Genomic DNA, 24522 nt, shown 5'->3' with positions numbered 1-24522 from the left:
ATAGTTAGTGCTGCCACTGTAGGGATAAACCAGGACAAAGTAAGTACCCGCATTCAGTTGACGAGTAATACTCTCACTGATGTTACCGTCATTAGTGGAGCTAGTAATCACACTGCCATTACTATCTAATAAGGACACATCGGCATCGGCACTTAATCCCGTTAAATTGAGGCTAAAGTTGCTACTGGTTCCTAAACTAAAACGATAGTAATCATTGGTGTCTGTAGAACCAACAAAATCACTGTAGCTGGTGGGAGTCGCTCCAATGGTGATAAGCTAAGACGCATTTAAAGCGCTTATTCTTAAGATTAGCCGAATCTCCCCCAATCCCTTTACTGTTGCCTCTTGCCTCTTGCCTCTTGCCTCTTGCCTCGTCTCAACAAGCAATTTAAATGCTTAACAGCTTATCACGCGCCGTTGCTAAGGTATTGCCGGCGTTATCTAAGGTAGTAAGATCAAGATCAAGGCTCGCTACTTCTTCTTTGAAAAGAGATGTGGCTCGATTAGTGGCTATGGTGGGAAAAATTGATGAGTTATTCCCCGCTAGGAATTTCTGAAAATCTGAGGAATCTAGACTATCTATACAGTTATAGAGGTCGTTGGCGGCAAAGTTATCTATCATGGTGTTCTGGTGCTTTTTTAGTGGTTAAATGGCTGAGAGAACAATCAATAAGATATTATCAGACAGACAATATCGGCTCTTCTGGTTTCTGTGTGGAAACGAGGTCTATACTGATAGAATATCCGCAAAATAGTCCTAAAAGTCTTGCCCGATAAGCATTTCACGATTCCATAAGCAAAAATTATCACACAAAGTCGAGAAGAGCCAAAATTAGTTGCACATGGGGTGAATTATGAAGTAGGGAGCAGGGAGCGGGGAGCTTTTTTTCAGTGACCAGTCAACAGTAAACAGTAATCAGTGAACTGAAAACTCAGATCTGATCACTGATCACTGATTCAAAGCTGACGACCGACGAATGTTACGATTGTTACAACATCTTGACATTAATTCTGATACCTTGACAATGTGTCAATCTGTGCAGTAATGGGGCAGAAACTCAAGTGGTATCGATCCATATTTCTATTGTTGAGGGCAACCCGCACTTGCGATCGCTATTAGCTTGGCATCTGCAACAGGCCGGTTATTTGGTTAATCAATCGGCAACCCTGCAAAGTGCGCGTCAAGCTTTCCTTCATCGTCAACCAACCTTAGCAATTATCGATTCCGACTTGCCGGACGGGGATGGAATCGAACTCTGCCGTTGGCTTTATCAACAAAAACAGTCTTTAATACTGATTCTCTCGGCCCGCAATAGCGAAAAAGATGTGGTCAATGGTTTAAAAGCCGGGGCCGACGACTACCTGAAAAAGCCCTTTGGAATGCAAGAATTTATGGCTAGGGTAGAAGTGTTAACCCGTCGTTTAGGCAGTAGGGCTGCTCCCCTACACTTGGATTATGGGCAATTAAAAATAGATTTAGCCCAAAGACGGGTACAATTTCGCGGGGAGTATATCGAATTAACCCCCCAAGAATTTAGCCTACTCTACGTTTTAGCCCAAGCGGAGGGAACACCCCTATCAAGAGCCGATTTACTGCGTCGCGCTTGGCCCGAGGAAATCGATAATCCCCGGACAATTGATACTCATGTTCTCTCTCTGCGGAAAAAAATCGAAACCGATCCCAGGCAACCTAATTTAATTCAAACCGTCCGCAACGTCGGCTATCGTTTCAATTTAGAAATGTTGGCCGAGATGACTTCAGCTTTAGAAGCTAATATTATTGCCTCCACCAAAGGCAATCATAACGGCCATTCCATTAATAAAATTCCCGCTCACAATGTTAGTCGTTAATTCTGGCTTTGTCCGACTGATTAGCAGATTGTCTGCTGAAATCGTCTCCTAACCACTTAATCGAAGCGAGGAGACGAAGGGCAAATTAAACCGTAGTCACCATTGACCGATCCGCTTGTAGCTGAAATTCCGTCAATAAACGCCGGAATTCGTCGCCGTCAATGGTTTCCTGTTCAATCAGTATATCCACCAAGCGATCGATCGCCACACGATTGTCAAGGATAAGTTTTGTTGCTAAATCGTGGCATTGCTTGACAAGTTCCCGTACTTGTGCATCAATTTTCGCCATCATCGCAAAAGAATGGTCGGCATGATAACCGGCACCGGCACCACCGAGATAGGAATTGCCCTCCTCCTCTAGGGCAATCAATCCCAATTCCGACATTCCCAGACGCGTTACCATCTGTCGGGCCAGATAGGTAATTTTTTCAATATCATTACCGGCCCCGGTGGTCACTTCATCCTCACCGAAGACACATTCCTCCGCCACTCGTCCCCCTAATAATCCCGCAATTCGGGCTAATAACTGGGAACGACTGGTTAAACCCTGTTCTTCATCGGGAGTGAACCAAGTTAACCCCTGCGCTTGACCCCGGGGAATCAGGGTGACTTTTTCCACCTGATCGTGGCCGGGACAGAGACTAGCGACAATCGCATGACCGACTTCGTGATAGGCGATCAAACGCTTGGCTTTACTATCGACTAAAGCGCGCCCTTCCATACCGGCCACAATCCGATCGATCGCATCGTTGACTTCCGCCATGGTAATCGCCTCTTTCCGTCTTCTAGCGGTAAAAATCGCCGCTTCGTTGAGCATATTAGCCAAATCTGCCCCGGTAAAACCGGGGGTGCGACGGGCGATCGCCTCCAGAGTAACATCGGCAGCCACCTTTTTATCGCGAGAATGGACCTCTAAAATACCCAAACGTCCCTTAAAATCTGGATAATCCACCACCACCTGCCGATCAAAACGACCCGGACGCAGCAGGGCCGAATCCAAAACATCAGGCCTGTTGGTGGCGGCAATGACGATAATGCCGGTATTTCCCTCAAAACCGTCCATTTCCGTCAATAATTGGTTCAGGGTTTGTTCCCGTTCATCATTACCTCCCCCATAACCGATCCCTCGTTGACGACCAACGGCATCAATTTCATCGATAAAAACCAAACAAGGGGCATTTTCCTGGGCTTTTCGGAACAGATCTCGCACTCGCGACGCACCAACCCCGACGAACATCTCCACGAATTCCGACCCGGAGATGCTGAAAAAAGGCACTCCCGCCTCTCCCGCGATCGCTTTAGCCAGTAAAGTTTTCCCCGTCCCCGGAGGCCCGATTAACAGGACTCCCTTGGGGATTTTTGCGCCAATAGCCGTAAATTTTTCCGGTTGTTTGAGGAATGTCACCACTTCCTGTAAATCTTCCTTGGCCTCATCCACACCCGCGACATCATTAAATTGTGTGTCGGTTTTCGCCTCCATCTGAAACCGCGCCCTTGATTTACCGAAGTTCATCGCTTGACCGGAAGCATTGGCAGAACGACGGATAATAAACACCAATAATCCCAAGACGAGAATAATCACTAACAGGTTAGTGAGAACATTGATCAAGGCCGAATTGTCAGTGCTGGGGAGAATGCCGTACTCAATTTTTTCAGCATCGAGTTTCTTGATTAATTCGGGATTTTGGTCAAATAAATTGACTTCTTTCGGGGGATCCTTGTCCGTTTGACCGACGAGGGTAACTGCTGCCTGCTGCAAAGAAGGATTGATTTCGACCTTTTTTACCTTTCCTTGGTCGATCTTCTCTAACAATTCACCGTAGGTGAGGGTATTTTGGTTTTTTTGACTCCAAGCAGGAGTGACATGGCCAAAGGTTTGCAGAATCATCCAAGTGGTGACCATCCCTTTCCATACTGGCCGACGACCACGATTCTTAGCTGACTTGGCTCTAACTACGGTGAGTGGAGATTTTTGATCCATAATTGACTCTATATCTAGTTACCCTGTATTCATTGTGACAGATCGACTCGATCGTGACCACTGTTCTGTTTTCCCCCAGGCACGACCCCGGGGGCAAATAGTGATGACGGTTTTTTGCTATATTGTATTTAGCTAGGTGGTCTAACAACTGCCTATCCCAATCACTAACAGTTTAGGGAAGTGGGTTTCGCCCGCTTTTTTTGTTGTCTAAATCATGACCCATCCGCTCATTCCCGACCTGCTGCACCTAGCCACCCCTATCGCTGAAAACTTGGGGCTAGAAGTGGTCGATATCGTTTTCCAAACCAATAAAAGGCCTCCCGTCCTGCGCGTCGATATTCGCAATCTGGGGGGGGATACTGGTTTAGAGGACTGTGAGCAGATGAGTCGGGCCTTAGAAACCGCCCTCGACAGTCAAGAAATCTTACCCGGGGCCTACGTTTTAGAAATATCTAGCCCCGGCATTTCTCGACAACTGAGCAGTGAGCGCGAATTTCAGTCTTTTAAAGGTTTTCCCGTCATCGTTACCGGCCAGGATAGCCAAGGAAAACCGCAAGAATGGCGCGGAAAACTGCAAGGTAGAGATGAGCAATCTATTTATCTTAACCAAAAAGGTCGCTCCCTGAGCATCGATCGCACTACCGTCATCAGCGTCCGTTTAGATGAGCAGCGCAATAATCAGTAATCAGTAAACAGTAATCAGTAATCAGTAATCAGTAATCAGTGATCAGTAATCAGTAATCAGTAATCAGGGATAAAAAAGATGAAGATAAATAAAGGCTCTTCGGTTTGTGTTATGCAATAGACGGGGGTTATAAGGGATGTAACCCTTATATAGAAAGGCATTTGGCGATTTTTGTCAATTGTTTTTGATCTAGAGCGAACTAATCAATTAAGTCTCTTACCAGATAAGGATTTAGTCGATTTATGCTCCCCTATCGAACCATGCCAAGTAACGAAGAACCTAAATAAATAACTAACTGATTAACTTAAAACTTACATCTGATAACTGATAACTGATAACTGATAACTGATACAAGGCTAATGGCTAAAAAACTAATAACTCAAAAGTAAGGAGAAAAAATAATTATGGCTACTGTTAATTTGCCTGGTTTAAAAATAATGCTCGAAGAAATTAGCCAACGACATAATCTGCCCAAAAATGCCGTACAGGAAGCCTTGCGTGAAGCACTTCTCAAGGGTTACGAACGTTATCGACGCGCCCAAAGTTTAGAAAAAGCTGCTCAATTCCATGAAGATTATTTCAATAACTTTGATGTGGAATTAGATGTAGAAGAAGAAGGCTTTCGCATCCTTTCTACTAAAACTATTGTCGAAGAAGTGACTAATCCCGACCATCACATCGGTCTCAAAGAAGTGCAAGAAGTGGCCGATGAGGCCCAATTAGGGGATGAAGTAGTTCTGGATGTCACCCCCGACCAAAGAGAATTTGGTCGCATGGCGGCGATTCAAACTAAACAGGTTTTACTGCAAAAACTGCGGGATAACCAACGCAAATTGATTCAAGAGGAGTTCCAGGATCTGGAAGGAACGGTTTTACAGGCCCGGGTCGTCCGTTTTGAAAGACAGGCCGCCATTGTCATGGTACAAAGTACCTACGGTCAACCGGAAGTGGAAGCAGAACTACCCAAACGGGAACAGCTGCCCAACGATAACTATCGCGCCAACGCCACCTTTAAAGTTCTGCTCAAAAAAGTCTTGGAAGGTTCTCAACGCGGCCCGCAATTAATTGTTTCCAGAGCGGCGGCAGGCTTAGTAGTATATTTGTTCGCCAACGAAGTTCCCGAAATCGAGGAGGAAATCGTGCGTATTGTCGCCGTCGCTCGGGAAGCCAATCCCCCCTCCCGTCACGTTGGTTCGCGGACAAAAATCGCCGTCGATACCCTAGAAAGAGACGTGGATCCGGTTGGGGCTTGTATTGGGGCCAGAGGTTCGCGGATTCAAGCCGTGGTTAACGAATTGCGGGGCGAAAAAATCGACGTGATTCGTTGGTCTCCAGACCCCGCCACCTACATCGCCAATGCCCTTAGTCCCGCCCGTATCGACCAAGTTTTGTTCACTAATGCCGAAGAAAGACAAGCATTGGTACTGGTGGCCCAGGATCAATTAAGTTTAGCGATTGGCAAAGAAGGGCAGAACGTGCGTTTAGCCGCCCGTCTGACGGGCTGGAAAATCGATATTAAGGATATCGCCCTCTATAAAGGCGAACAAGAGGTAAAAACCGCTGAAACAGACCCAGAATCCCAAGATTTAGACCGAGAATGAACACCTTCGTCAATTATCGACGCTGTATTAGCTGCCGTCTCTTCGCCCCGAAAGAATCCTTTTGGCGAATTGTCCGACTACACCCGTCCGGACAGATACAATTAGATCAAGGCATGGGAAGATCAGCCTATATCTGTCCACAGCCCAACTGCCTGCAACTAGCCCGACAAAAAAATCGTCTCGGACGCGCCCTAAAAGCCAATATTCCCGAAACGCTCTATGAATCCTTGCAAGAGCGACTCGGGACTGCCTGGCAAGGTCGTCCAAATCAGGATTAAAATTGACGATCATAGCCACAAAATCGTTAGCATGGAAAGGGGACAGTCCTGACAGGATCAAAAAATCAGCCAACTTATAGGATCACTAACACTTTAGCCGGGGGATAATGGATGAGTAACACGAAAGTCAGAATTTACGATTTATCAAAAGAATTGAATCTAGACAACAAAGACATTTTGGACATCTGTGACCAGTTGAACATCGAGTACAAGAGCCACAGTAGCACGATCAGCGAAGAGGATGCCCAACGCATCAAAGCAATCGCTGCGAAGGGATTTGCCTCGAGTACCAGTAAAAATAGCACGGGTCAGCGAGAATCGGCTAGTCCTGCCGAAGAAAAAAAACAAAAGATTTTAGCCCTGCATAAACACAACCGCCCCGAAACCGGCGAAGAAAGGGAAAGCTATCCCGGTCAAGCCGGTTCCTCGGCCAAACCGACTTTAATCAGTCCCCCCCGTCCCCCGGTTAAACCCCTCGTTGCTCCCCCAGGGCGCGACGAGGCGGCCGAAAAAACTCCCGCCACTGCAGCAGAGACGCTATCTCATAGCCCCAGTGTTAAAGAAACCCCGACCGAAACCCCGCTAGTGCCAGAAGCAGCCCCCACCTTAATCGCCCCACCTAATCGACCTTCCCTTACCCCGAAACCACGCCCTGAAACTGCCTCGGGCCGGCCAGAACCCCGATCTAAAAATGCTCCTGGCGGTAACGACAGGACCCGGGGAGAAAAACGCGAGCGCGGCGAGAGCGAAAACGCCCCTAGTCCTGAGCGTAGGGTAGGCTTGGCTAAACCAGAAAAACCGACCCTCAACCGCAAACCCGACGGAAAAAGCCCGAAACTGGCGGAACCAGCTAGAGAAGTGCGGGAGACGGTGGAATTGAAGCGCCCAGTTCGCCCCGGTATGCCCGCTAAAATCTCGGCTACTGGCGAGGAGGAAACCGATACCACCAAGAAATCTGGTGTTGATGGCACAGAAATCGATACAGATACCGGATTGCTCGGAGCAGACGGGCCCAAAAAACTCAAACGACCCACCATGCCCCCTCGCATGGCCAAAAAATCTACCTGGGAAGAAGAAGAAGAGGAAGAAAAAAAAGCGGCCAAAACCGCCAAAACTGCCGGCAAAAACAAACGCCGCACCCAAGCGCTCTTTGAAGATGACGATGATCTAGAATCGGAACTGTCCGGGTTAATTAATACCCCCAGTTTTACCCTCTCCACCGCTCGTCCCCCCAAACCGCCCACCGCTAAGGCTGCCACCCCTGGCACCCTAACAGCAGTCAAAGTTAAGCGGCCCAGTAAACCAACCGCCCACACTGGCGGACCGAAAAGCGAGCGCCAAGAACCCCAAGAGGAAAAACGCCCGGAAAGCATCGTCGTCACCGGCAGTCTCACCGTGCGCGACCTCTCGGAATTGATGAAAGTCCCCGAAACTGAGATCATCAGAACCCTATTTTTTAAAGGGATGGCGGTTAATATCACCCAAACTCTCGACGTGGACACGATCGAAATGATCGCCAGGGACTTCGAGATCGCCGTGGAAACCCCCAGCACCCAGTCGGCGGCGATCAAAACCACGGAAATGATCGATGTCTCCGACTGGGAAAGTCTCCAGCGTCGTCCCCCCGTCGTCACCATTATGGGTCACGTTGACCACGGCAAAACCACCCTCCTCGACTCGATCCGCAAAACCAAAGTCGCCCAGGGGGAAGCCGGCGGCATCACCCAGCACATCGGTGCTTACCACGTCGATGTGGAACATAACGGCAAACCGGAACAGATTGTCTTTTTGGATACCCCCGGCCACGAAGCTTTTACCGCTATGCGCGCCCGCGGGGCGAGAGTCACCGATATAGCCGTGCTGGTGGTAGCCGCCGATGACGGCGTACAACCCCAAACGAAAGAGGCAATCAGTCACGCCAGGGCTGCCGAAGTCCCCATCGTGGTGGCGATTAACAAAGTCGATAAACCTTCAGCTAACCCCGACCGGATTAAACAGGAATTGACCGAACAGGGACTGGTGGCCGAAGATTGGGGCGGTGAGACGATCATGGTTCCCGTTAGCGCCCTGCGGGGTGAAAATCTCGATAATCTGCTGGAAATGATCCTCTTGGTGGCAGAAGTGGAGGAATTGGTCGCTAACCCCGATCGCTTGGCGAAGGGAACCGTCATCGAAGCTAACCTCGATCGCACCAAAGGCCCCGTGGCTACCCTGCTCGTCCAGAATGGCACTCTCCGCGTGGGTGATAGCATCGTCGCCGGTTCCGTTTTCGGCAAAATTCGGGCCATGATCGATGATCGCGGTCAAAAAGTCGAAGCGGCCACCCCCTCCTTCGCCGTGGAAATCCTCGGTCTCAGTGATGTGCCGGCCGCTGGCGATGAATTCGATGTCTATGAAAGTGAAAAAGAGGCCCGATCAATCGCTGATCAACGGGCGATCGAACGACGCAACACCCGTTTACAACAGGCCCTCTCCTCCCGTCGCGTTAGCCTTAGCACCCTCTCTATCCAAGCTCAAGAAGGACAACTCAAGGAACTTAATCTCATCCTCAAGGCAGATGTGCAAGGTTCCGTCGAGGCCATCCTCGGTGCGCTCAAACAGTTACCCCAAAACGAAGTGCAGATTCGCGTTCTCCTCGCCTCTCCAGGGGAAATCACCGAAACCGATGTGGATCTGGCCGCCGCTAGTGGTGCGGTGGTGGTGGGCTTTAATACCACCCTTGCCAGTGGTGCGCGCGCATCCGCCGATCGGGAAGGGGTCGATATCCGCGATTACAATATCATCTACAAGCTTCTCGATGATATTCAAGGGGCGATGGAAGGTCTTCTCGACCCCGAAGAAGTGGAAGAACACCTCGGTTTCGCCGAAGTGCGGGCCGTCTTCACCGTCGGTCGTGGGGCCGTGGCGGGCTGTTATGTCCAATCTGGTAAACTGGTGCGGAACCGCTTCCTGCGCGTGCGTCGCGGCAAGGAAATTGTTTATCAGGGAGTTCTCGATTCCCTCAAACGGATGAAGGAAGATGCCCGGGAAGTAGCTACCGGTTTCGAGTGCGGTGTCGGTGTTTCTAAATTCAATGACTGGAAAGAAGGCGACATTATCGAAGCCTACGAAATGGTCATGAAACGTCGCACTTTATCCAGTTAATTAGACTTGAACCGTCGGGAGTCGGGAGTCAGTTATCAGTTATCAGTTATCAGTTATCAGTTATCAGTTATCAGTCATAATTCATAATTCATAATTCCCCCACTCCCCCACTCCCCCACTCCCCTGCTCCCCCACTCCCCCATCTCCCCACTTCCCTCTATGAAATCAGAACCTTTTTTGTGGATTCATCTGGCAGGGTTAGCGGCTTTGCCAATCTTTTTACAAATCGCTTGGATTGGTTTAGCTGTGGGCGATCCCTTGCCTTTTCTTTGGCTAGAATGGCTATTTCTAGGAGCGATCGCTATCATACCCGTCTTTTGGATGCAGTGGACAAAACCTTTTGATATTTTTAGTCTTTTGTTGGTTGCTCTAAAACCGAGTCAACTCACCCCCGAACAGTTAAAAATTCTCTCTCTTTTTAAACGTCCTCGCCATCGTCTTCTTACTCTTTTGGGAGTCGTCCTCTTAATTCTCATCACTTGGCCAATCTACAATTTTGCCCCTCTAGCGGCTGCCGTGGCCGCCTATCTCCCCCAATGGCGGCTTTTAGGTTTAGTAATCGCTGCGATCGCTCTCCTCTTAAGTCACCTATTTCTACAGGTTCCTCTGAGTGTTCTGGGGGTTTTAGCCACTAAGGAAAGTGACTGGACAGCCACCGAAGCTTTAGTTATTGAGCGCATTCCTGAGTTATTTACCATTGTTGGTCTAAAAGTTGATAAAATTATCTAAATTAGCCAAAATGCCGACAATTTCGGCTAGGAATGCAGGATCGAGCGCCCGTTTAAGGGTTGAATATTCCTCGCATTACTCGGAAAAATCTCAGCCAATTGTTGCAGTTGTTGGGGAGAAATTTTGATCGTATTTTGCCAGACTAACCAGAGAACATCCTCGCTACAGGGGGGAGTGGACAAAGACCCCCGATATTCATAAAAATCGCTATTTTCTGGCAGTAAAAGCCCGGCATTGACCCAAGTATCGGGGATAATCATTTCAGGAGAAGGTTCTCGGGGCAAATAAGCCCAAATGGTTGGTAAATAGGGATTATTTGCGCCAATTTCGGCTAAGATACCCACAACTGCTAAATTTCCTCTCCCATTTCGATGCACTAAATGAATTTCTAGAGGGAAAGACTGACCTTTAATCTGATGTTCGCTGGGGTGATGAAAATGAAACTGCAATAAATCCCAGTTTTCGCCGTGAAAACTCATGTTTCCACCTTTTTCGGTCTGAACCAAGATTGTACGACCGTTATGGCGAATTTTTAGGGGTACAGGACGATAATTAAAGGTGGGGTGGTATAGCTCTTTTTCAGTCACTATACTCAGATCGATCGGTGTTTGTTGCTTTCCCGTGGTGCAGAGGCGATAATTCCTTGATAATTCGCCCCAATGGTCAATATTTTGATAATTCCAAGCAAATTCTGGATTAATAGCCCCAAAAAGAGCGTGAGAGCCAATAAATTGCAGTAATTCTCGTCTATACATCGTATTAAATCCAGAAATCATCAGATAATTAGGGTTTGCTGAAAAAGTTTTTCCTGGGGGCAGGGTGTAGGGTGTAGGGTGTAGGGTGTAGGGTGTGGGGTGTGGAGTGTGGGGTGTGGGGTGTGGGGAGAATAAATAAAATAATCTCCTATCTCCTATCTCCTGACTCCTGACTCCTGACTCCTCAAAACCTAAGACTCTGTACCTCACAACTATGGAAATTGCTATAATCGGCTCACATCAGTCTTTAAACATCTAGCTTGATGATCAGTTTTCTGATCAATATCTTTTTGTGGTTCGTGTTAGACTTACTCAAATATCAGTCTAACACAGAACAAAATCACCTCTTCGCCTGTATTGCCTTGTCCTAGTTGTGGTTCTCACCATACCATCAAGAATGGTTCTATTGATAACGGGAAACCCAAACGTTAATGTTAAGAATGTGGTGGCCAGTTTGTCAGCAATCCCACTACTAAAACTTTATGAACACACCAGAATTAGCCATTGCTACCGTTGGTTTAACCAAACAATTTGACCGCCATGGGGCTGTTAATCAAGTGGATTTACAGATTGAAGCGGGGGAAGTTTACGGGTTAATCGGTCCAAATGGAGCGGGAAAAACCACTTTAATTAGGATGTTAGCGGCAGCGGAAGAACCGACAACGGGAGAAATATATCTGCACGGAGAACGTCTTTTAAGAGATGAGAGTAATCCCCGTCTCAAAAGAAACTTAGGTTATCTACCCGATAATTTTCCCCTCTACGATGACCTAAATGTCTGGAATTATCTGGATTATTTTGCCCGTCTTTATCATATCCCTCGCTCCCAACGTCATCGCCGCATTTATGAGGTTCTAGAACTGGTACAATTAACCGGTAAAAGCCATAATTCGATCGCTACTTTGTCCCGGGGGATGAAACAACGTTTAAGTTTAGCCCGAACGATTATCCATGAACCTTTAATTTTACTTCTCGATGAACCGGTTTCTGGATTAGACCCGATCGCTCGCCTACAATTTCGTGAGATTATTAAAGTCTTACAATCGGCAGGTATGACTATTTTAATTTCCTCCCATGTCCTTAGTGATTTAGCGGAACTTTGTAGTTCTGTGGGCATCATGGAATTAGGTTATCTAGTGGAAAGTACCTCTTTACAAGAATTAAATCAACGTCTAGCTGGTCAATACTTGCAGATTACGACTCTAGGCAATTTAGAAGCCTTAGAAACTGCTCTTAAACAATGTGTTTTTGTGGAAAGTTGGCAAAGAATTATTCATACTAATACTCTCCGGGTTAAATTTACGGGAACCCTAGAAGATAGTGCCGAATTGTTGAAATCTTTAGTCGTTTCTGGCCTGACCTTAAGCGAGTTTTATACTTGCCGCGAAGATTTAGAAACTATTTTCCTAAAACTGGGACATCGACAGGCATCCTAAGGGGAAATAATAATTTTTAAATCTAACCAGATAGTAACTTTTCGACTAATTTAATTTGCTCCTGACTAAAACCAGCTTCCTTCAGATGTGCCAGAAACCATTTTTGTCGATAACGACCGTCTAAATCCCTAGCCTTTTTGTAGGTATCCCGCGCTTTTTTAATATCACCTTGATCTAAATAAATCATTGCCAAAGCCACAAGAGGATGGGGATTATTCGGCTCTAATTTAACTGCTTTTTCAGCGTTAGTAATAGCTGAATTAAAATCTTTTAAGCGATGATAGGCGAGGGATAAATTATAGTAGGCAATTTCATTATCGGGTTTTAAATTAGCGGCTTTAGTATGCGTAACTACGGCCTTTTCAAGATGACCACCGACAAGATAAACAATACCCAAAGCATTATAAGTAGCCACATGATCGGGAGCAATTTTAATCGTTTCTTCGAGGGTTGTTTGTGCCGCTAAAGGTTGTTTAGCTAGGTGTTGTGTCCAGCCTAAAATTACTCTCCCGTCTAGATGATTGGGGTTTAACTGTACCGATTTTTTTAAAGCTTCAATACTTTTGATAAAATCTCCCTGTTGACGATACTGTAATCCCAATTGACGATAACGATTAGCAGCTTTAATGTCTGATGCGGAAATAATCGGACTGGGAGAAGGAGGAACAAGCATCTCGGCCGTAGGTTCTTTTTTAAGGGGAGCGGGAGGACTACAGCCCCAAAAAACCGGGGAACTAAACATGATCAAAATAGTCAGGAGTCGATAACTATTCATGGGACAATTAATACCAGTCCAATTGTTAAGGGTGTCATCAAATTATGAATTATTCCCCTGAATCCGTGCAACGGCTGCTCGATTCCGATGATTATGGCGATCGCTTATCGGGAGTTAATCAACTGCGTTATTTAGCCCCAGAAATCGCCTTCGAGATGTTACAGCCTTTAATTAAGGATAGTAACGCTAGGGTGCGTTATTCGGCGGTAAGTCAGTTAGATATCCTCGGTCGTCAGAATCTTGATCTGGCCTTAACTATTCTACGCGATCGCTTGTTGCATGATCCGGAAGCAGACGTAAAAGCGGCCGCGGCCGATGCGATCGGGGGGTTAAAATTAACGGCAGCCTACGATGATCTGGTGGCCGTCTATCAACAATCCTGCGACTGGTTAATTCAATTTAGCATTGTGGCAGCTTTGGGCGAATTGGGGGAACCCCGGGGCTTTGAACTGCTGGAAATCGCCCTAAACTCCGATAATGAATTGGTAAAAACGGCCGCCGTTAGCGCTTTCGGGGAACTAGGCGACCCTCGCGCCGTCTCTTTACTCGTTCCCTTGGCTAATGATGATGACTGGCAACTGCGCTATCGTCTCGCTCAAGCTTTAGGCCGCTTAGGGGGGCAAGATGCGATCGCTGTTTTGACCCAGTTAACCGGCGACAAAAGCGCCCAAGTCGCCCAAGAGGCCCGCAATAATCTCGTCCAAGGGTGATGCAGAATAGTTGATTTTTGTCAATACCATTTACAATAAACTTTAATTAAGAATCGTTAACAAAGGTAAAGCGATGAAACAATTTACCCGTTTAATCTTGCTCGTCGGTCTTCTCGCGGGGGGCTGTTTCTCTGCCTCAATTGCGATCGCCGATAATCCCGCAGGGGCAATCGTGAGCAAGGATTCACAGGTTAACGAACTACTGCGTCAAGCGCGGCAATTGGTCAAAAATGGCAATTATGGGGAAGCTATAGCCATTTACGAGCGGGCTGCCGCCCTTGATGGCAATAATGCCAAAATTTTCTCCGGGATCGGCTTTTTACAAACGCGGCAAGGGGATTATAACGCCGCCGCCCAAGCATACCAAAAAGCTTTAAGTCTCGATCCGAGTAATCCCGACTTTTTCCATGCTCTCGGTTATAGTTTGGCTAATATCGGTGATTATGACAATGCAGCCACCGCTTACTACTACGCTATTCAAATAGAACCGAAAAACGTCCAACACTACCTCGGTTTAGGGGTGGTATTATTACGCCAAAAAAACTATGCTAAAGCGGGCGAAGTTTACCAATGGGTTTTAGCTCTCGACCCCAATAATCAGCAAGCCCACGAAATCATGGGTAAAGCCTTGATCGAACAGAATAAAAGCAGCGAAGCCCTCGATTTTCTCCAAAAATCCCTGCAAAGATTCCCTAACAATAGTGAATTAAGATTGCAACTGGCCAGCCTTTTGCTCAAACAGGGCGATTTAAATGGTGGAACCCAAATTTTAAAGGAAATAGAGCGACAAAGTGCAGGAAATTTTTTAATTCAGCTAAAAATAGGGATTTTACTCGAAAAACAAGAGCGTTTTGACGAGGCTCTCCCCTTTTATCGTCGGGCTGTTTTCCTGCAACCCCAATCGTTGGAAGCACAAGCGGGAATCGGTCGCATCCATCTGGCCAGAAAAGATTATCTTGCAGCAATTATCGCCTATCAAGATTTGGCCGAAATTGCCCCCAATAACGCCGATGTCTATCTTAATCTCGGTCGGGCCTACGCGGGCCGGGGACGAAAAACAGAGGCAGCGGAAGCTTTTAAGCAAGCGCGAGCGGTTTATGTGCAGAAAAATAATCAATCTGGCCTCCAGGAAGTGGATGCTCTACTGAAGAAGTTGCTTGAATAAAACCAGATCAGTTATCAGTTATCAGTTATCAGATTTGAGTTTTCAGTTCACTGATGACTGTTTAGCGATTTAAGGAGTGATTTAGACAGTCAATAGTTTATTCCCAATCGATCGGCAGCCATTGATTATCTAACACCTGTTCGAGATTAAAAATTATCTGACTCGGTAAACCGCCGGGGGATAAACCCATTTTTTTCCGGACGGTCTCTAAAGCTGTATGGTAGGATGGCTCAAAAATCTCCCGAAGATAGGGCTTTAAACTAGGGCTATCCTCCAGTAAATCTTGAATTTCTGCCCGAAAATTATTGATTTCTCCATGACCATGATTGCCATTCCGGTCTCTTTCCGATTGCCAGTAAGTTAATTTGAGTAAATGTTCTAGGAGACGAGTTAAAAGACTTTTGAGCGCGTGTCTTTCACTTCTCCCCATCGATTCAATCTCCTCAATTAAGTTATCTAAATCCACCTCGGCAAATTTGCCTTTTTTTAATTGTTCTGCCGTGGTTTTTAGCCAGAGATAAAAATCTTCTTCGTATAGTGTTGGGGTCGCTGTTTCTGTCGATCTAGTCATGACGGAACTGCCACAGGTGAAAACTAATCGGGATTCTATATTAATTAAACCCAAAAAAAGAGAGCGCAAGCTCTCCTTCTTGGTTATTTGCTAATTTTACTAACTAGCGACAATATACTCCTTGACGTTGGCCCGGCGACGGCGTAAATGAGCCAAGGCCTGGTGTTCTAATTGTCGCACTCGTTCCCGACTGATGTTCATTCTCTGACCGATTTTAGCTAGGGATAACTCTTTGCCATCGGTTAAACCGAAACGGAGAGTAATTACTTCCCGTTGTTGGGGAGTTAATTCGGCCAGGAGATTGGCTAAGTCTTGCCGTAATAATTCTTGGGTGATGAAGGTATCGGGAGAAACTCCGCTATCTTCTAATAATTCCGACAATTCCGTATCTTGGTTATCGCCGACGCGCACATCAAGGGAGATGGGTTGACGGGCCATACTGAGATATTCGCGGATTTGAGCGGGTTCTAGCTCTAATTCCAAGGCAATCTCGGCAGGAGTGGCACTTCTCCCCAGTTTTTGGGCGAGTTCGCGCTGGGTTCTTTTGATTTTATTCAGTTTTTCGGTGATATGGATGGGTAAACGAATAGTCCGGGCCTGTTGAGCGATCGCACGGGTAATCGCTTGTCGAATCCACCAGTAGGCATAGGTAGAAAATTTATAACCTTTGGTGGGATCAAATTTCTCTACACCCCTTTCTAATCCCAGACTACCCTCTTGAATTAGATCTAGGAATTCCATGTTCCGCTTTTGATATTTTTTGGCGATCGCAACCACCAAGCGGAGGTTAGCTTCAATCATTTTCCGTTTAGCTCGATCGCCGGTTTTCAAGGCTCGATCCAGTTCATTTTCGCTTAAATTCACCGAATCCGCCCACTCCAAGCGCTGTGGTTCCCGTCCTAATTGCTTCGATAGTGCTTCTTTCGCTTCTAACAGGCTCATCATCCGTTGGACTTGTTTGCCGTAAATAATTTCTTGTTCGTGAGTTAGGAGGGGAACTCGCCCAATTTCGTGCAGATAGGTACGCACCATATCGGCATTGAGGGTGGGCTGTGATTGAGTTTGGTTGGTTTTTGCGGTGGGCATTGGTTTGGTGGTGACTCCTTGACACAGAAAAAGTCTGTTACTATTCCGACTCGCGGGTGAGTCTGGCTTATCTGAAGTCGGTATGAGTTTGATCGGAATTTCTTTGATTGTATCCTGCGCTTTTAGACGCGGGCAATCCCCTAAAGGTTCAAAGTTAATTCATTCTTTGGTATGATGTTAAGTTTATGCTTTTTTCTCAACATCCAGAACAAAAGTATTATAGTGTAGGACTATCAACTACAATCGCTTGTTTTTGGGTCGCTTTTTCCTGAATCCTCGGCAGTGCCGCTGATACTGTTAGGTAAGATTACAAAACAAAAAGGTGATTTTCCCGATTAGCTGTAAACAATCTGGCCGACTTTCGACCTTTTCGCCCTCAGCTTTGAGAGCAAAGCAGAACCAAGCTGAAAACTGACAGACGAGAACCGACTTCTATATATATAATGACCGATCAACACCAGCAAAGGGAGAGATAATCATTGCGGATTTCCGAACTATTTTCTGTAGTATTTGCTACAAAATGCCAAATTAGCTGCGATTGAGAATCGGGAAAAATTGTTATAAAAATTAGGATTGCTAGGGGGGTAATAACTATCATAGAGACAGCAGGGCGGAGATCGGGATAAATTATCGTTGAAACCAAGCTCGATCGCACTCTCCACAATGCCGTTCTGTGGAACTCCTGAACAATGAGGACTTACTATGACTAAAACCGTCGTTATCGATCCCGTCACCCGGATCGAAGGCCATGCCAAGATCTCGATTTTCCTTGACGATGGGGGGGAAGTGGATGACGTGCGTTTTCATGTGGTCGAGTATCGCGGTTTCGAGAAATTCTGCGAGGGACGGCCGATGTGGGAGATGGCGGGAATTACTGCCCGAATTTGCGGCATTTGCCCCGTTAGTCACCTACTTTGTGCCGCCAAAACTGGTGATAAAATTCTAGCGGTGCAAATCCCCCCCGCGGGGGAAAAACTGCGGCGCTTGATGAATTTGGGACAGTTAACCCAATCCCATGCTTTAAGCTTTTTCCATCTTAGCAGTCCCGATTTTCTGCTTGGTTGGGAAAGTGACGCCGCTAAACGGAATATTTTCGGTTTAATCGCCGCCGATCCCGACCTAGCGCGAGCGGGCATCCGTTTACGTCAATTTGGACAGAAAGTTATTGAACTTTTGGGGGCGAAAAAAATTCACCCCGCTTGGTCTGTCCCGGGAGGTGTGCGTTCTCCCCTGAGCGAAGAAGGGCGACAATGGATTAAAGAACGACTGCCGGAGTCTAAAGCGACTCTTTACACGGCCTTAAACCTATTTAAAGGACTTCTAGACAATTTAACCACAGAAATCGCCGCTTTTGGTAATTTCCCTTCCCTGTTTATGGGATTGGTCGGTAAACGGGACGAGTGGGAACACTACGGCGGTCATATTCGTTTTACCGATAGTCAAGGCAATATTGTGGCCGATAACCTCAGCGAAGACAATTATCGCGATTATATCGGCGAATCAGTAGAAAAATGGTCTTATTTAAAGTTTCCCTACTATAAACCCCTCGGTTATCCCAACGGTATCTATCGGGTTGGTCCGTTGGCGCGCTTAAATGTTTGTTCCCATTTTGGCACGGAGGGGGCGGATATCGAGTTACGGGAATATCGCCATCGGGTCGGTGGTGTAGCAACCTCTTCTTTTTACTATCATTATGCCCGATTAGTGGAGATTTTAGGCTGTTTAGAGCGTATCGAACTTTTAATCGACGATCCCGATATAGTTTCTCCACGCTGCCGGGCCGAAGCAGGAATTAATAATCTGCAAGGGGTGGGAGTTAGTGAAGCGCCCCGGGGTACTTTATTCCATGATTATAAAGTGGATGAAAATGGTTTGATTGAAACGGTGAATTTGATTATTGCCACGGGTAATAATAATTTAGCCATGAATCAAACGGTGAAACAAATCGCCCAACATTATATCCATGGTGGCGAAATTCCCGAAGCGATGTTAAACCGGGTGGAAGCGGGTATTCGTTGCTATGATCCCTGTTTAAGTTGTTCCACTCACGCTATGGGACAAATGCCGCTACAGCTAGAGTTAGTTAATGCAGCCGGTGAGGTGATTAATACTCGACAACGGGGTTAATTATCTAAGTTGTTGGGGGGTTAGGAAATAGGGGAAATTTCTCCTAATACCTGACCCCATTTGACTATTTTTACGGCCAAGATTCTAGCTAAGAATTTCTAGGTTTTGATAAAGAATTTCTATCGGACAAGAAAAGTTAATACAGTTAATAGTGATTAAATCTCCCGCGTGATAAATATGGGGAATCCAGAGGTTATTAGATTGACGTTGATATTGTTCAATTAGGACTTGTTTTTGCTCGATCAGCAGATATTCCTCTAATTCGGGGATAGTTTGATAATTGGCAAATTTATCGCCTCTATCAAAGGCTGCTGTGGAGTCGGATAAAACCTCGATAATCACTCGCGGATGCAGGATAAAATCTTCCTGGGAAACTCGATCCCGTTCGTCACAAGTAATGGCAAAATCGGGATAATAGAAGATATTTAAGCTAGGGAGACGCACTTTCATATCGGTAGCGTAGGCAAGACAACCACTACCCCGTAAATGATTAATTAATTGGGCTGAAAGATTACCTGTGATGATAACATGGGCTTTACTGGCCCCCGCCATCGCCAAGATTTGCCCTTGTATATATTCATGTTTAATGGGACTAATTTTCTCTATTTCCAGATAGTCTTTTGGAGTAAAATAAGCGTGACTTTTACCGGCTGTCATGGTGTTTACCTCGCTCATTGTTAGTTTTCTAACGGACAATTAAGCCAAATAACTGAGTCTAAATCAGTCTTATTGCCTTCAGTAATTAGCTTTCGTATCAGTTCAAGATAATTAAAATTACTCTCGAATAAAACAAAACGTCTATCTAAAGAAGCGGCCGCTAGTCCCACGGTTCCTGAACCAGCAAAGGGATCTAAAACCACATCACCTTTAAAAGAGTAATAGGTAATCACTTTTTCTGCCAATTCTACAGGAAAAGCGGCGGGATGTTTTGAGTTAGTGACTGGGTTAATTTTCCAGACATTAGTGCGTTCATAACCATCGGCAATTTTTGAGGCTTTTACTACTTCTTGATCGGGATGATTACGAATATGCCAATCGATGAGTAAATCCGTGTGTTTACGATAGACTAAAACGTATTCAGTCACTGGCACAGTTTTGTATTGGAGAGGATTGCGATCGGCGGCAAATCTGCGGCCTCTACCAGTTGCCCACCCTGCTCCCTCTGGTTTTAGCCAAATAATATCATCAATAAAATCGTAACCTTCCTCAACAAAAATTCGATGTAAATCAAAGGGGACAGCAATACGTTTAGAAGCTTGATTACGGGAAGCACGACGCAACAGCACGGGAGAAATATTAATGACAAAAAAACGTCCTTCACTCAAAACTCGATGGCATTTTCTGATCACCTGTCGCAGCTTCAATAGATAGGTTTCGTATTCTTCAAATTCTGAATATTCCGGACGAGCATTAAAATAGGGTGGTGAGGTAAAGATTAAATCAACACTTTCTGCTGGCATTTCCTCCAAAAGTTCACTACAATCACCAAATCCGATCGTATTTCTCAGAGAAGAAAGCTTGTATTCTTTTTTGGTTTTCTTGCGGGTTTCTAATTTAGATTCATCCTGTTTTAACAGACGAGCGATAATAATTTCAGTCCGGGTTGTCCTATCGGCTAAAATTTCGGTGGTGTAGGCATCGATCACCACTTCCCCAACGGTTTTTTTCTGGTCATTACATAGAGGAACTCGCCAAATATGATATCTGTCATCCACTTCTGGTAAACCTAATTTAATCGCATTAACTAAATTTATTTCTCGCAACCAATTAAGGACAATTTCTTTAGCTTCTGCCACCGTGCGAAGTAGATAACCGCGCTTTTCCGATACCAGTTCTTTTTCCATGATATTACTCTAGTTTTCTCTAGAATTCTAGCTGATCATTATCCAAAAAACTAGGAGAGTCTCAAGATAGAAATTGGCCACCCTTTAAAAATTCCACATTTCTAAGACTTTTCCCGTAATTGTTTGATTTAACCAGAAAGTATTATGACTGAGGGAGTGAAGATTATTTGCCGTTACTTTCCAGCTTGCTTGGGGATGAAAAAGAATTGCTTCTGCGGGATTACCGGGGTTGAGAGATGCCGGTTTTTGTTGTAAACAATGACAGGGATTGAGACTAAGCGCTTGCCATAATTGTAAAGCTGATAATTGTCCGGTTATTACTAATTTTTCCCAGAGTAGCGGTAAAGCTAATTCTAACCCGATCGCGCCGGGGGGTGCTTCTGCAAAAGAGACGGTTTTTTCTTCGTAGGTATAGGGACGATGATCGATCGCGATTGCATCGATAATTCCCTCCTTAATTGCCGCAATTAACGCCTTGCGATCGCTTTCGTTGCCCAAGGGGGGAGCGAGGTGTAAACTGGGATGATAGCTGGCGATCGATCCTGTATTTAAGAGCAGATGCAACCACGTCACACTAGCGGTTATCGGCAATCCCCGCATTTTTGCCTCGCGAATTAATTCCACTCCTCGACGGGTAGAAATTCGCATTAGGTGAACAGGTGTATTAATTTCGCCGACGATTTCTAAAATTGTGGCTAAAGCAGTGGTTTCGGAAATAGCAGGATCTCCGGGTAAACCGAAGCGAATCGAGGTTTCTCCCTCACGCATGACTCCATTACCCTTTAATTGCTGATTTACGGGGGAAAGGGCGATATTTTTACCGAAGGGTTTTAGGTATTCCAATAAGTGCCGCAACAGTCCCAAATCTTCCAGTCCGCGATTATCGGTAAAACCCACCGCTACAGGCATTAAATCGGCTAATTCCGTCATTTTTTGCCCTTGTCTTCCCAGGGTGAGACTTGCCCAAAAATGCAGACGAGTCGATTTTGAGTCAAAAAACCCTTGACTTTTTTGCTGTAATGTGCTAATGAGTGCGGGGTGATCGAGGGGGGGGAGAGTATTGGGGAGAATTGCCACCCGGGTGCAGCCTCCGGCCGTGGCAGCTTGGATCAGAGATGCAAGGGTTTCTCTGTCCTCGTGGCCGGGTTCCCCAGAATGACTGTAGAGATCGACTAATCCGGGGGCAAAAATACAGTTTTGACCAGAAATATAGTTACTATTTTCTCTTGGGGGAAGCTGAGATTCGATCGCTTTAATTACCCCCTCCTCAATCCAGACATCGGCAATGCGATCGGTTTGTGTCAGGGGGTCAAGGACTCTAACCTGTTCTATGATCGTCGAGGATTGGCTATTCACGCAGACTAATTAAAACGTCATTTTTTCCTCTGGCAGTATATCACGTTAAGTAAAAAGTAAAAAGTAAAAAGTAAAAAAGTTGAGTTCTCGGTTAGGTTAAGGGACGATAAGTTAGAATATTGATCAGCTACGGTTTTAATCTTTATTTTAATTGGCTGGCCTACCCTAGGAAGAATTGATAGCCGAATCATGCAGTTAGAACTTTTCGATTTTAATAATTTAGAAGAATTTAATCGGGGAACCCCGCGATTAGTTTCTTTTCGAGATTTAGTACCAGAAATCACCAGCACCAGTTATCTAACCCATGGCATCTATTATTATCCTGCTAAATTTATTCCCCAAGTGGTGAGATTTTGTCTTGATAATTACACGAAAAAGGATGATTGGATTATCGATCCTTTTGCTGGTTCAGGTACGGTGGGTTTAGAGGCTAAACTTTGTCAAAGAAATGCGGTTTTAACTGACCTGAATTATCTTTTAAACCATATTATTCCGATTAAGATCACAGAACACCAAGAACCATTGAGTTACTCAGAGTTAGATAAAAAAATCTTACAAGTTTTTGCCAACGAGGATAAATTTATCCCTCAGTGGTCAAATTTAAACTATTGGTATCCAGAGGAGATTTTAGCAGTTTTACAGAAACTTTGGGCAGGTCAAAAAAGTCTAGAACCTGATTTGTATTCCCAGATCATTCAAGCGGTTTTAGTGAAAGTTAGTAAACAGTTTTCCTATGCAGAACATACCAAACCTAAATTATTTCAATCGAAATACAAAAAATCAGATATACAGGAACTATTACAAAGAGATTGGCAAGAGGAATTAAAACGAACGATTAAAGAGATGAGTTTGGAAACTTTAACCAGTGTCAATCAATATATTGCCGTAACTTGGCATAATTATAATCAGGTGCTTTTTTATGGGGGAGTAGATAGTGCCACTTTTGAGATCGAGCAAAATCTAGAGTTAGATTGTTTAATTAGTTCACCTCCCTATCTGCAAGCACAGGAATATATCAGAACAGCAAAACTAGATTTATATTGGTTAGGATATACAGAAAAAGAAGTGCAAAAAATCTCTAAGCTAGAAATTCCCTACCGACAGGCTACCAGATTAATCGAAACCGAAACATTAAATCAAGTGAGATCGACTTTAGAGAAAGAGAATTTACATAAAATACTCGATTCCTATTTTTGTCACACCATCAACGCTTTAGAAAATGCCACCAGAAAATTAAAACAAGCTGGGAAAGCTTGCATTTTTGTGGGTAATCCGAAAGTGGATGGGGTGGAAGTAGAAACTTGGCGAATATTAGGGGAATATTTTCAGGAAAATGGCTTTATTTTTGATACCGTCTTTGAGGATAGAATTAAAACCAGACAATTATTCAAATCTCGCAAGAATAAAAATCCTGATGGCATGAAATCTGAATATTTACTAATCTTAGAGAAAAGGTAACTTTCTATTGCTTATGTAGCCCAAATATTCCCTATTTCATAAATAGGGCTTGCTGAATAATGGTAAAACCCTTTTAAAATAAAGCTTTTGACCTGTTAAAGTCCGATGTTAGTGCAAGAAAATAGGATTGGGACTTTCAAAAACCTTGCATTATCCTTCTTGTAGTACATCGCTTGGTACAAAAAACCAGGGCAACAAAGCCTGAAACGACCGGCTCCTGACTCCTGACTCCTACCCCCAGGAAAAACTTTTTCAGCAGACCCTAAATATTTGACCTGTCTGGAATCCTTACCTAATTTTCAGGAAACTATTCAAGATGAACCCTATATATCTGGTCAATTATTGGCTGAAGTAAAGTTAATTATTAAGACAGATCATGCTACCGTTAATTATGTTTGTGAACTTAAAACAAGATTAAATCATGATCTATCTTAATCGGTGATATAATATTTCGTAAGCTTGGGTCAAAGATTACCATGAAATCAAAGACTTTTACTAATGATCGGGGGTTTATTTAGCTTAATTGTTTAGGAATTGATAGCAAGTAATCTTGAATTTATTGATGTGGATGGTAGTAATTACAAAGGCAGAACGCTCGCAATGTTTGATAATATTTGTAAATTTATCGCCGAAAACTTCTCCGATGATCTAGCCACTTGGTTATTGGGTACTCCCCTCTCCTTAACCGTCCTCGACCCGACGGAATTACAATTAGACCCCATTCGTGCCGATTCTCTGATTTTTTTGCAGTCAGAGGAATTAATTCTCCATACTGAATTTCAAACCGACCCCGACTCCAAGATTCCTTTCCGAATGCTCGATTATCGCCTTCGCGTCTATCGTCGTCATCCCCAAAAACCAATGCGTCAAGTGGTAATTTATCTGCGACGCAGTGATTCTCCCCTAGTGCAAGAAAATACTTTCCGTCTGGGGGAAACTTTTCATTCCTTCCAAGTCATCCGTCTTTGGG

23 protein-coding genes and 1 pseudogene are annotated in these 24522 nt (G+C 45.1%); 14 read left to right on the top strand and 10 right to left on the bottom strand.

The window, feature by feature from the left end:
* Both O9295_RS03690 and O9295_RS03685 read right to left on the bottom strand, forming a co-directional pair.
* On the bottom strand, positions 1-267 hold a 267-nt coding region (locus O9295_RS03690; RefSeq protein WP_288031795.1), incomplete at its 3' end, for a PPC domain-containing protein.
* A gap of 121 nt (positions 268-388) precedes the next feature.
* Complete coding sequence (locus tag O9295_RS03685; protein ID WP_288031792.1) at positions 389-622, bottom strand: hypothetical protein; 234 nt, start codon at positions 620-622, stop codon at positions 389-391.
* 440 nt (positions 623-1062) lie between these two features.
* Here O9295_RS03685 and O9295_RS03680 point away from each other — a divergent pair, with 440 nt between their 5' ends.
* Complete coding sequence (locus tag O9295_RS03680) at positions 1063-1851, top strand: response regulator transcription factor (protein WP_004159539.1); 789 nt, start codon at positions 1063-1065, stop codon at positions 1849-1851.
* A gap of 85 nt (positions 1852-1936) precedes the next feature.
* Here the strand turns inward: O9295_RS03680 and ftsH are convergent, their stop codons facing one another.
* A complete protein-coding gene (ftsH, locus tag O9295_RS03675; RefSeq protein WP_288031789.1) occupies positions 1937-3832 on the bottom strand; it encodes an ATP-dependent zinc metalloprotease FtsH in 1896 nt (631 codons plus the stop codon).
* Between the two features lie 214 nt (positions 3833-4046).
* Between ftsH and rimP the strand changes: the two genes are divergently transcribed.
* From rimP to O9295_RS03650, 5 genes are all read left to right on the top strand, one after another.
* Positions 4047-4517 carry a ribosome maturation factor RimP gene (gene rimP / locus O9295_RS03670; protein ID WP_288031786.1) on the top strand — a complete coding sequence of 157 codons (471 nt, stop codon included), beginning with the start codon at positions 4047-4049 and terminating at the stop codon, positions 4515-4517.
* Between the two features lie 404 nt (positions 4518-4921).
* Positions 4922-6118, top strand: a complete 1197-nt coding sequence (gene nusA / locus O9295_RS03665; protein WP_288031783.1) for a transcription termination factor NusA — start codon at positions 4922-4924, stop codon at positions 6116-6118.
* Entirely contained in the window at positions 6115-6396 is a 282-nt protein-coding gene (locus O9295_RS03660) for a YlxR family protein (protein WP_002798549.1), read from the top strand. The genes nusA and O9295_RS03660 overlap by 4 nt, the downstream gene beginning before the upstream one ends.
* A 111-nt stretch (positions 6397-6507) precedes the next feature.
* Positions 6508-9540: a translation initiation factor IF-2 gene (gene infB / locus O9295_RS03655; protein WP_288031779.1), complete on the top strand. Its 3033-nt coding sequence runs from the start codon at positions 6508-6510 to the stop codon at positions 9538-9540.
* A 159-nt stretch (positions 9541-9699) separates the two neighbouring features.
* Entirely contained in the window at positions 9700-10269 is a 570-nt protein-coding gene (locus O9295_RS03650) for a low-complexity tail membrane protein (protein WP_002798547.1), read from the top strand.
* A gap of 26 nt (positions 10270-10295) precedes the next feature.
* On the opposite strand, the gene O9295_RS03645 is transcribed toward O9295_RS03650, so the two are convergent.
* Entirely contained in the window at positions 10296-11024 is a 729-nt protein-coding gene (locus O9295_RS03645; RefSeq protein WP_288031777.1) for a carbonic anhydrase, read from the bottom strand.
* A 266-nt stretch (positions 11025-11290) separates the two neighbouring features.
* Between O9295_RS03645 and O9295_RS03640 the strand changes: the two are divergent.
* Both O9295_RS03640 and O9295_RS03635 read left to right on the top strand, forming a co-directional pair.
* Positions 11291-11453 (top strand): annotated as a pseudogene (locus O9295_RS03640) (ISNCY family transposase); the annotation flags it as partial.
* A 53-nt stretch (positions 11454-11506) separates the two neighbouring features.
* Positions 11507-12460 carry an ABC transporter ATP-binding protein gene (locus O9295_RS03635; protein WP_079209543.1) on the top strand — a complete coding sequence of 318 codons (954 nt, stop codon included), beginning with the start codon at positions 11507-11509 and terminating at the stop codon, positions 12458-12460.
* A gap of 22 nt (positions 12461-12482) precedes the next feature.
* On the opposite strand, the gene O9295_RS03630 is transcribed toward O9295_RS03635, so the two are convergent.
* Positions 12483-13235 (bottom strand): tetratricopeptide repeat protein, encoded by a 753-nt coding sequence (locus O9295_RS03630; protein ID WP_288031774.1) that lies wholly within the window; start codon positions 13233-13235, stop codon positions 12483-12485.
* Positions 13236-13279: 44 nt separating this feature from the next.
* Between O9295_RS03630 and nblB the strand changes: the two genes are divergently transcribed.
* On the top strand, positions 13280-13945 hold the full coding sequence (nblB, locus tag O9295_RS03625; protein ID WP_004159561.1) for a phycobilisome degradation protein NblB: 666 nt from the start codon (positions 13280-13282) through the stop codon (positions 13943-13945).
* Between the two features lie 73 nt (positions 13946-14018).
* Positions 14019-15110: a tetratricopeptide repeat protein gene (locus tag O9295_RS03620; protein WP_288031771.1), complete on the top strand. Its 1092-nt coding sequence runs from the start codon at positions 14019-14021 to the stop codon at positions 15108-15110.
* A gap of 97 nt (positions 15111-15207) precedes the next feature.
* Here O9295_RS03620 and O9295_RS03615 read toward each other — a convergent pair whose 3' ends face one another.
* Both O9295_RS03615 and O9295_RS03610 read right to left on the bottom strand, forming a co-directional pair.
* Positions 15208-15681 (bottom strand): DUF29 domain-containing protein, encoded by a 474-nt coding sequence (locus O9295_RS03615; protein WP_190723247.1) that lies wholly within the window; start codon positions 15679-15681, stop codon positions 15208-15210.
* 99 nt (positions 15682-15780) lie between these two features.
* Positions 15781-16767, bottom strand: coding sequence for an RNA polymerase sigma factor, RpoD/SigA family (locus tag O9295_RS03610; RefSeq protein WP_002760224.1), 987 nt, complete (start codon positions 16765-16767; stop codon positions 15781-15783).
* Between the two features lie 702 nt (positions 16768-17469).
* Here O9295_RS03610 and O9295_RS03605 point away from each other — a divergent pair.
* Entirely contained in the window at positions 17470-18894 is a 1425-nt protein-coding gene (locus O9295_RS03605) for a Ni/Fe hydrogenase subunit alpha (RefSeq protein ID WP_002798537.1), read from the top strand.
* Between the two features lie 84 nt (positions 18895-18978).
* On the opposite strand, the gene O9295_RS03600 is transcribed toward O9295_RS03605, so the two are convergent.
* From O9295_RS03600 to O9295_RS03590, 3 genes are all read right to left on the bottom strand, one after another.
* The gene (locus O9295_RS03600) at positions 18979-19551 is read right to left on the bottom strand and encodes a Uma2 family endonuclease (RefSeq protein WP_288031768.1); all 573 of its coding nucleotides are present in this window, start codon (positions 19549-19551) and stop codon (positions 18979-18981) included.
* Positions 19552-19571: 20 nt separating this feature from the next.
* Positions 19572-20738: a DNA-methyltransferase gene (locus O9295_RS03595; protein WP_288031767.1), complete on the bottom strand. Its 1167-nt coding sequence runs from the start codon at positions 20736-20738 to the stop codon at positions 19572-19574.
* An 84-nt stretch (positions 20739-20822) separates the two neighbouring features.
* Positions 20823-22094: a dihydroorotase gene (locus O9295_RS03590; protein WP_288031764.1), complete on the bottom strand. Its 1272-nt coding sequence runs from the start codon at positions 22092-22094 to the stop codon at positions 20823-20825.
* A 189-nt stretch (positions 22095-22283) separates the two neighbouring features.
* Here O9295_RS03590 and O9295_RS03585 point away from each other — a divergent pair, with 189 nt between their 5' ends.
* The 3 genes from O9295_RS03585 to O9295_RS03575 all read left to right on the top strand — a co-directional run.
* Entirely contained in the window at positions 22284-23552 is a 1269-nt protein-coding gene (locus O9295_RS03585) for a DNA methyltransferase (RefSeq protein WP_288031762.1), read from the top strand.
* Between the two features lie 270 nt (positions 23553-23822).
* Entirely contained in the window at positions 23823-23987 is a 165-nt protein-coding gene (locus O9295_RS03580; RefSeq protein ID WP_288031760.1) for a hypothetical protein, read from the top strand.
* Between the two features lie 165 nt (positions 23988-24152).
* Positions 24153-24522, top strand: a 370-nt coding sequence (locus tag O9295_RS03575) for an Rpn family recombination-promoting nuclease/putative transposase (protein WP_502846488.1), incomplete at its 3' end; no start/stop codon positions are given.

The sequence above is a fragment of the Microcystis sp. LE18-22.4A genome (assembly GCF_027531105.1).
Taxonomy (GTDB): domain Bacteria; phylum Cyanobacteriota; class Cyanobacteriia; order Cyanobacteriales; family Microcystaceae; genus Microcystis; species Microcystis aeruginosa.
Note: the sequence above shows the minus strand (reverse complement) of the source record. Positions and strands in the feature narration are given on the sequence as shown.

What these genes read in the sequence shown, in the direction of transcription:
- O9295_RS03685 (WP_288031792.1), bottom strand. Translation starts at nt 622, where the DNA reads ATGATAGATAACTTTGCCGCCAACGACCTCTATAACTGTATAGATAGT.
- ftsH (WP_288031789.1), bottom strand. Translation starts at nt 3,832, where the DNA reads ATGGATCAAAAATCTCCACTCACCGTAGTTAGAGCCAAGTCAGCTAAG.
- rimP (WP_288031786.1), top strand. Translation starts at nt 4,047, where the DNA reads ATGACCCATCCGCTCATTCCCGACCTGCTGCACCTAGCCACCCCTATC.
- nusA (WP_288031783.1), top strand. Translation starts at nt 4,922, where the DNA reads ATGGCTACTGTTAATTTGCCTGGTTTAAAAATAATGCTCGAAGAAATT.
- O9295_RS03660 (WP_002798549.1), top strand. Translation starts at nt 6,115, where the DNA reads ATGAACACCTTCGTCAATTATCGACGCTGTATTAGCTGCCGTCTCTTC.
- infB (WP_288031779.1), top strand. Translation starts at nt 6,508, where the DNA reads ATGAGTAACACGAAAGTCAGAATTTACGATTTATCAAAAGAATTGAAT.
- O9295_RS03650 (WP_002798547.1), top strand. Translation starts at nt 9,700, where the DNA reads ATGAAATCAGAACCTTTTTTGTGGATTCATCTGGCAGGGTTAGCGGCT.
- O9295_RS03645 (WP_288031777.1), bottom strand. Translation starts at nt 11,024, where the DNA reads ATGTATAGACGAGAATTACTGCAATTTATTGGCTCTCACGCTCTTTTT.
- O9295_RS03635 (WP_079209543.1), top strand. Translation starts at nt 11,507, where the DNA reads ATGAACACACCAGAATTAGCCATTGCTACCGTTGGTTTAACCAAACAA.
- O9295_RS03630 (WP_288031774.1), bottom strand. Translation starts at nt 13,235, where the DNA reads ATGAATAGTTATCGACTCCTGACTATTTTGATCATGTTTAGTTCCCCG.
- nblB (WP_004159561.1), top strand. Translation starts at nt 13,280, where the DNA reads ATGAATTATTCCCCTGAATCCGTGCAACGGCTGCTCGATTCCGATGAT.
- O9295_RS03620 (WP_288031771.1), top strand. Translation starts at nt 14,019, where the DNA reads ATGAAACAATTTACCCGTTTAATCTTGCTCGTCGGTCTTCTCGCGGGG.
- O9295_RS03615 (WP_190723247.1), bottom strand. Translation starts at nt 15,681, where the DNA reads ATGACTAGATCGACAGAAACAGCGACCCCAACACTATACGAAGAAGAT.
- O9295_RS03610 (WP_002760224.1), bottom strand. Translation starts at nt 16,767, where the DNA reads ATGCCCACCGCAAAAACCAACCAAACTCAATCACAGCCCACCCTCAAT.
- O9295_RS03605 (WP_002798537.1), top strand. Translation starts at nt 17,470, where the DNA reads ATGACTAAAACCGTCGTTATCGATCCCGTCACCCGGATCGAAGGCCAT.
- O9295_RS03600 (WP_288031768.1), bottom strand. Translation starts at nt 19,551, where the DNA reads ATGACAGCCGGTAAAAGTCACGCTTATTTTACTCCAAAAGACTATCTG.
- O9295_RS03595 (WP_288031767.1), bottom strand. Translation starts at nt 20,738, where the DNA reads ATGGAAAAAGAACTGGTATCGGAAAAGCGCGGTTATCTACTTCGCACG.
- O9295_RS03585 (WP_288031762.1), top strand. Translation starts at nt 22,284, where the DNA reads ATGCAGTTAGAACTTTTCGATTTTAATAATTTAGAAGAATTTAATCGG.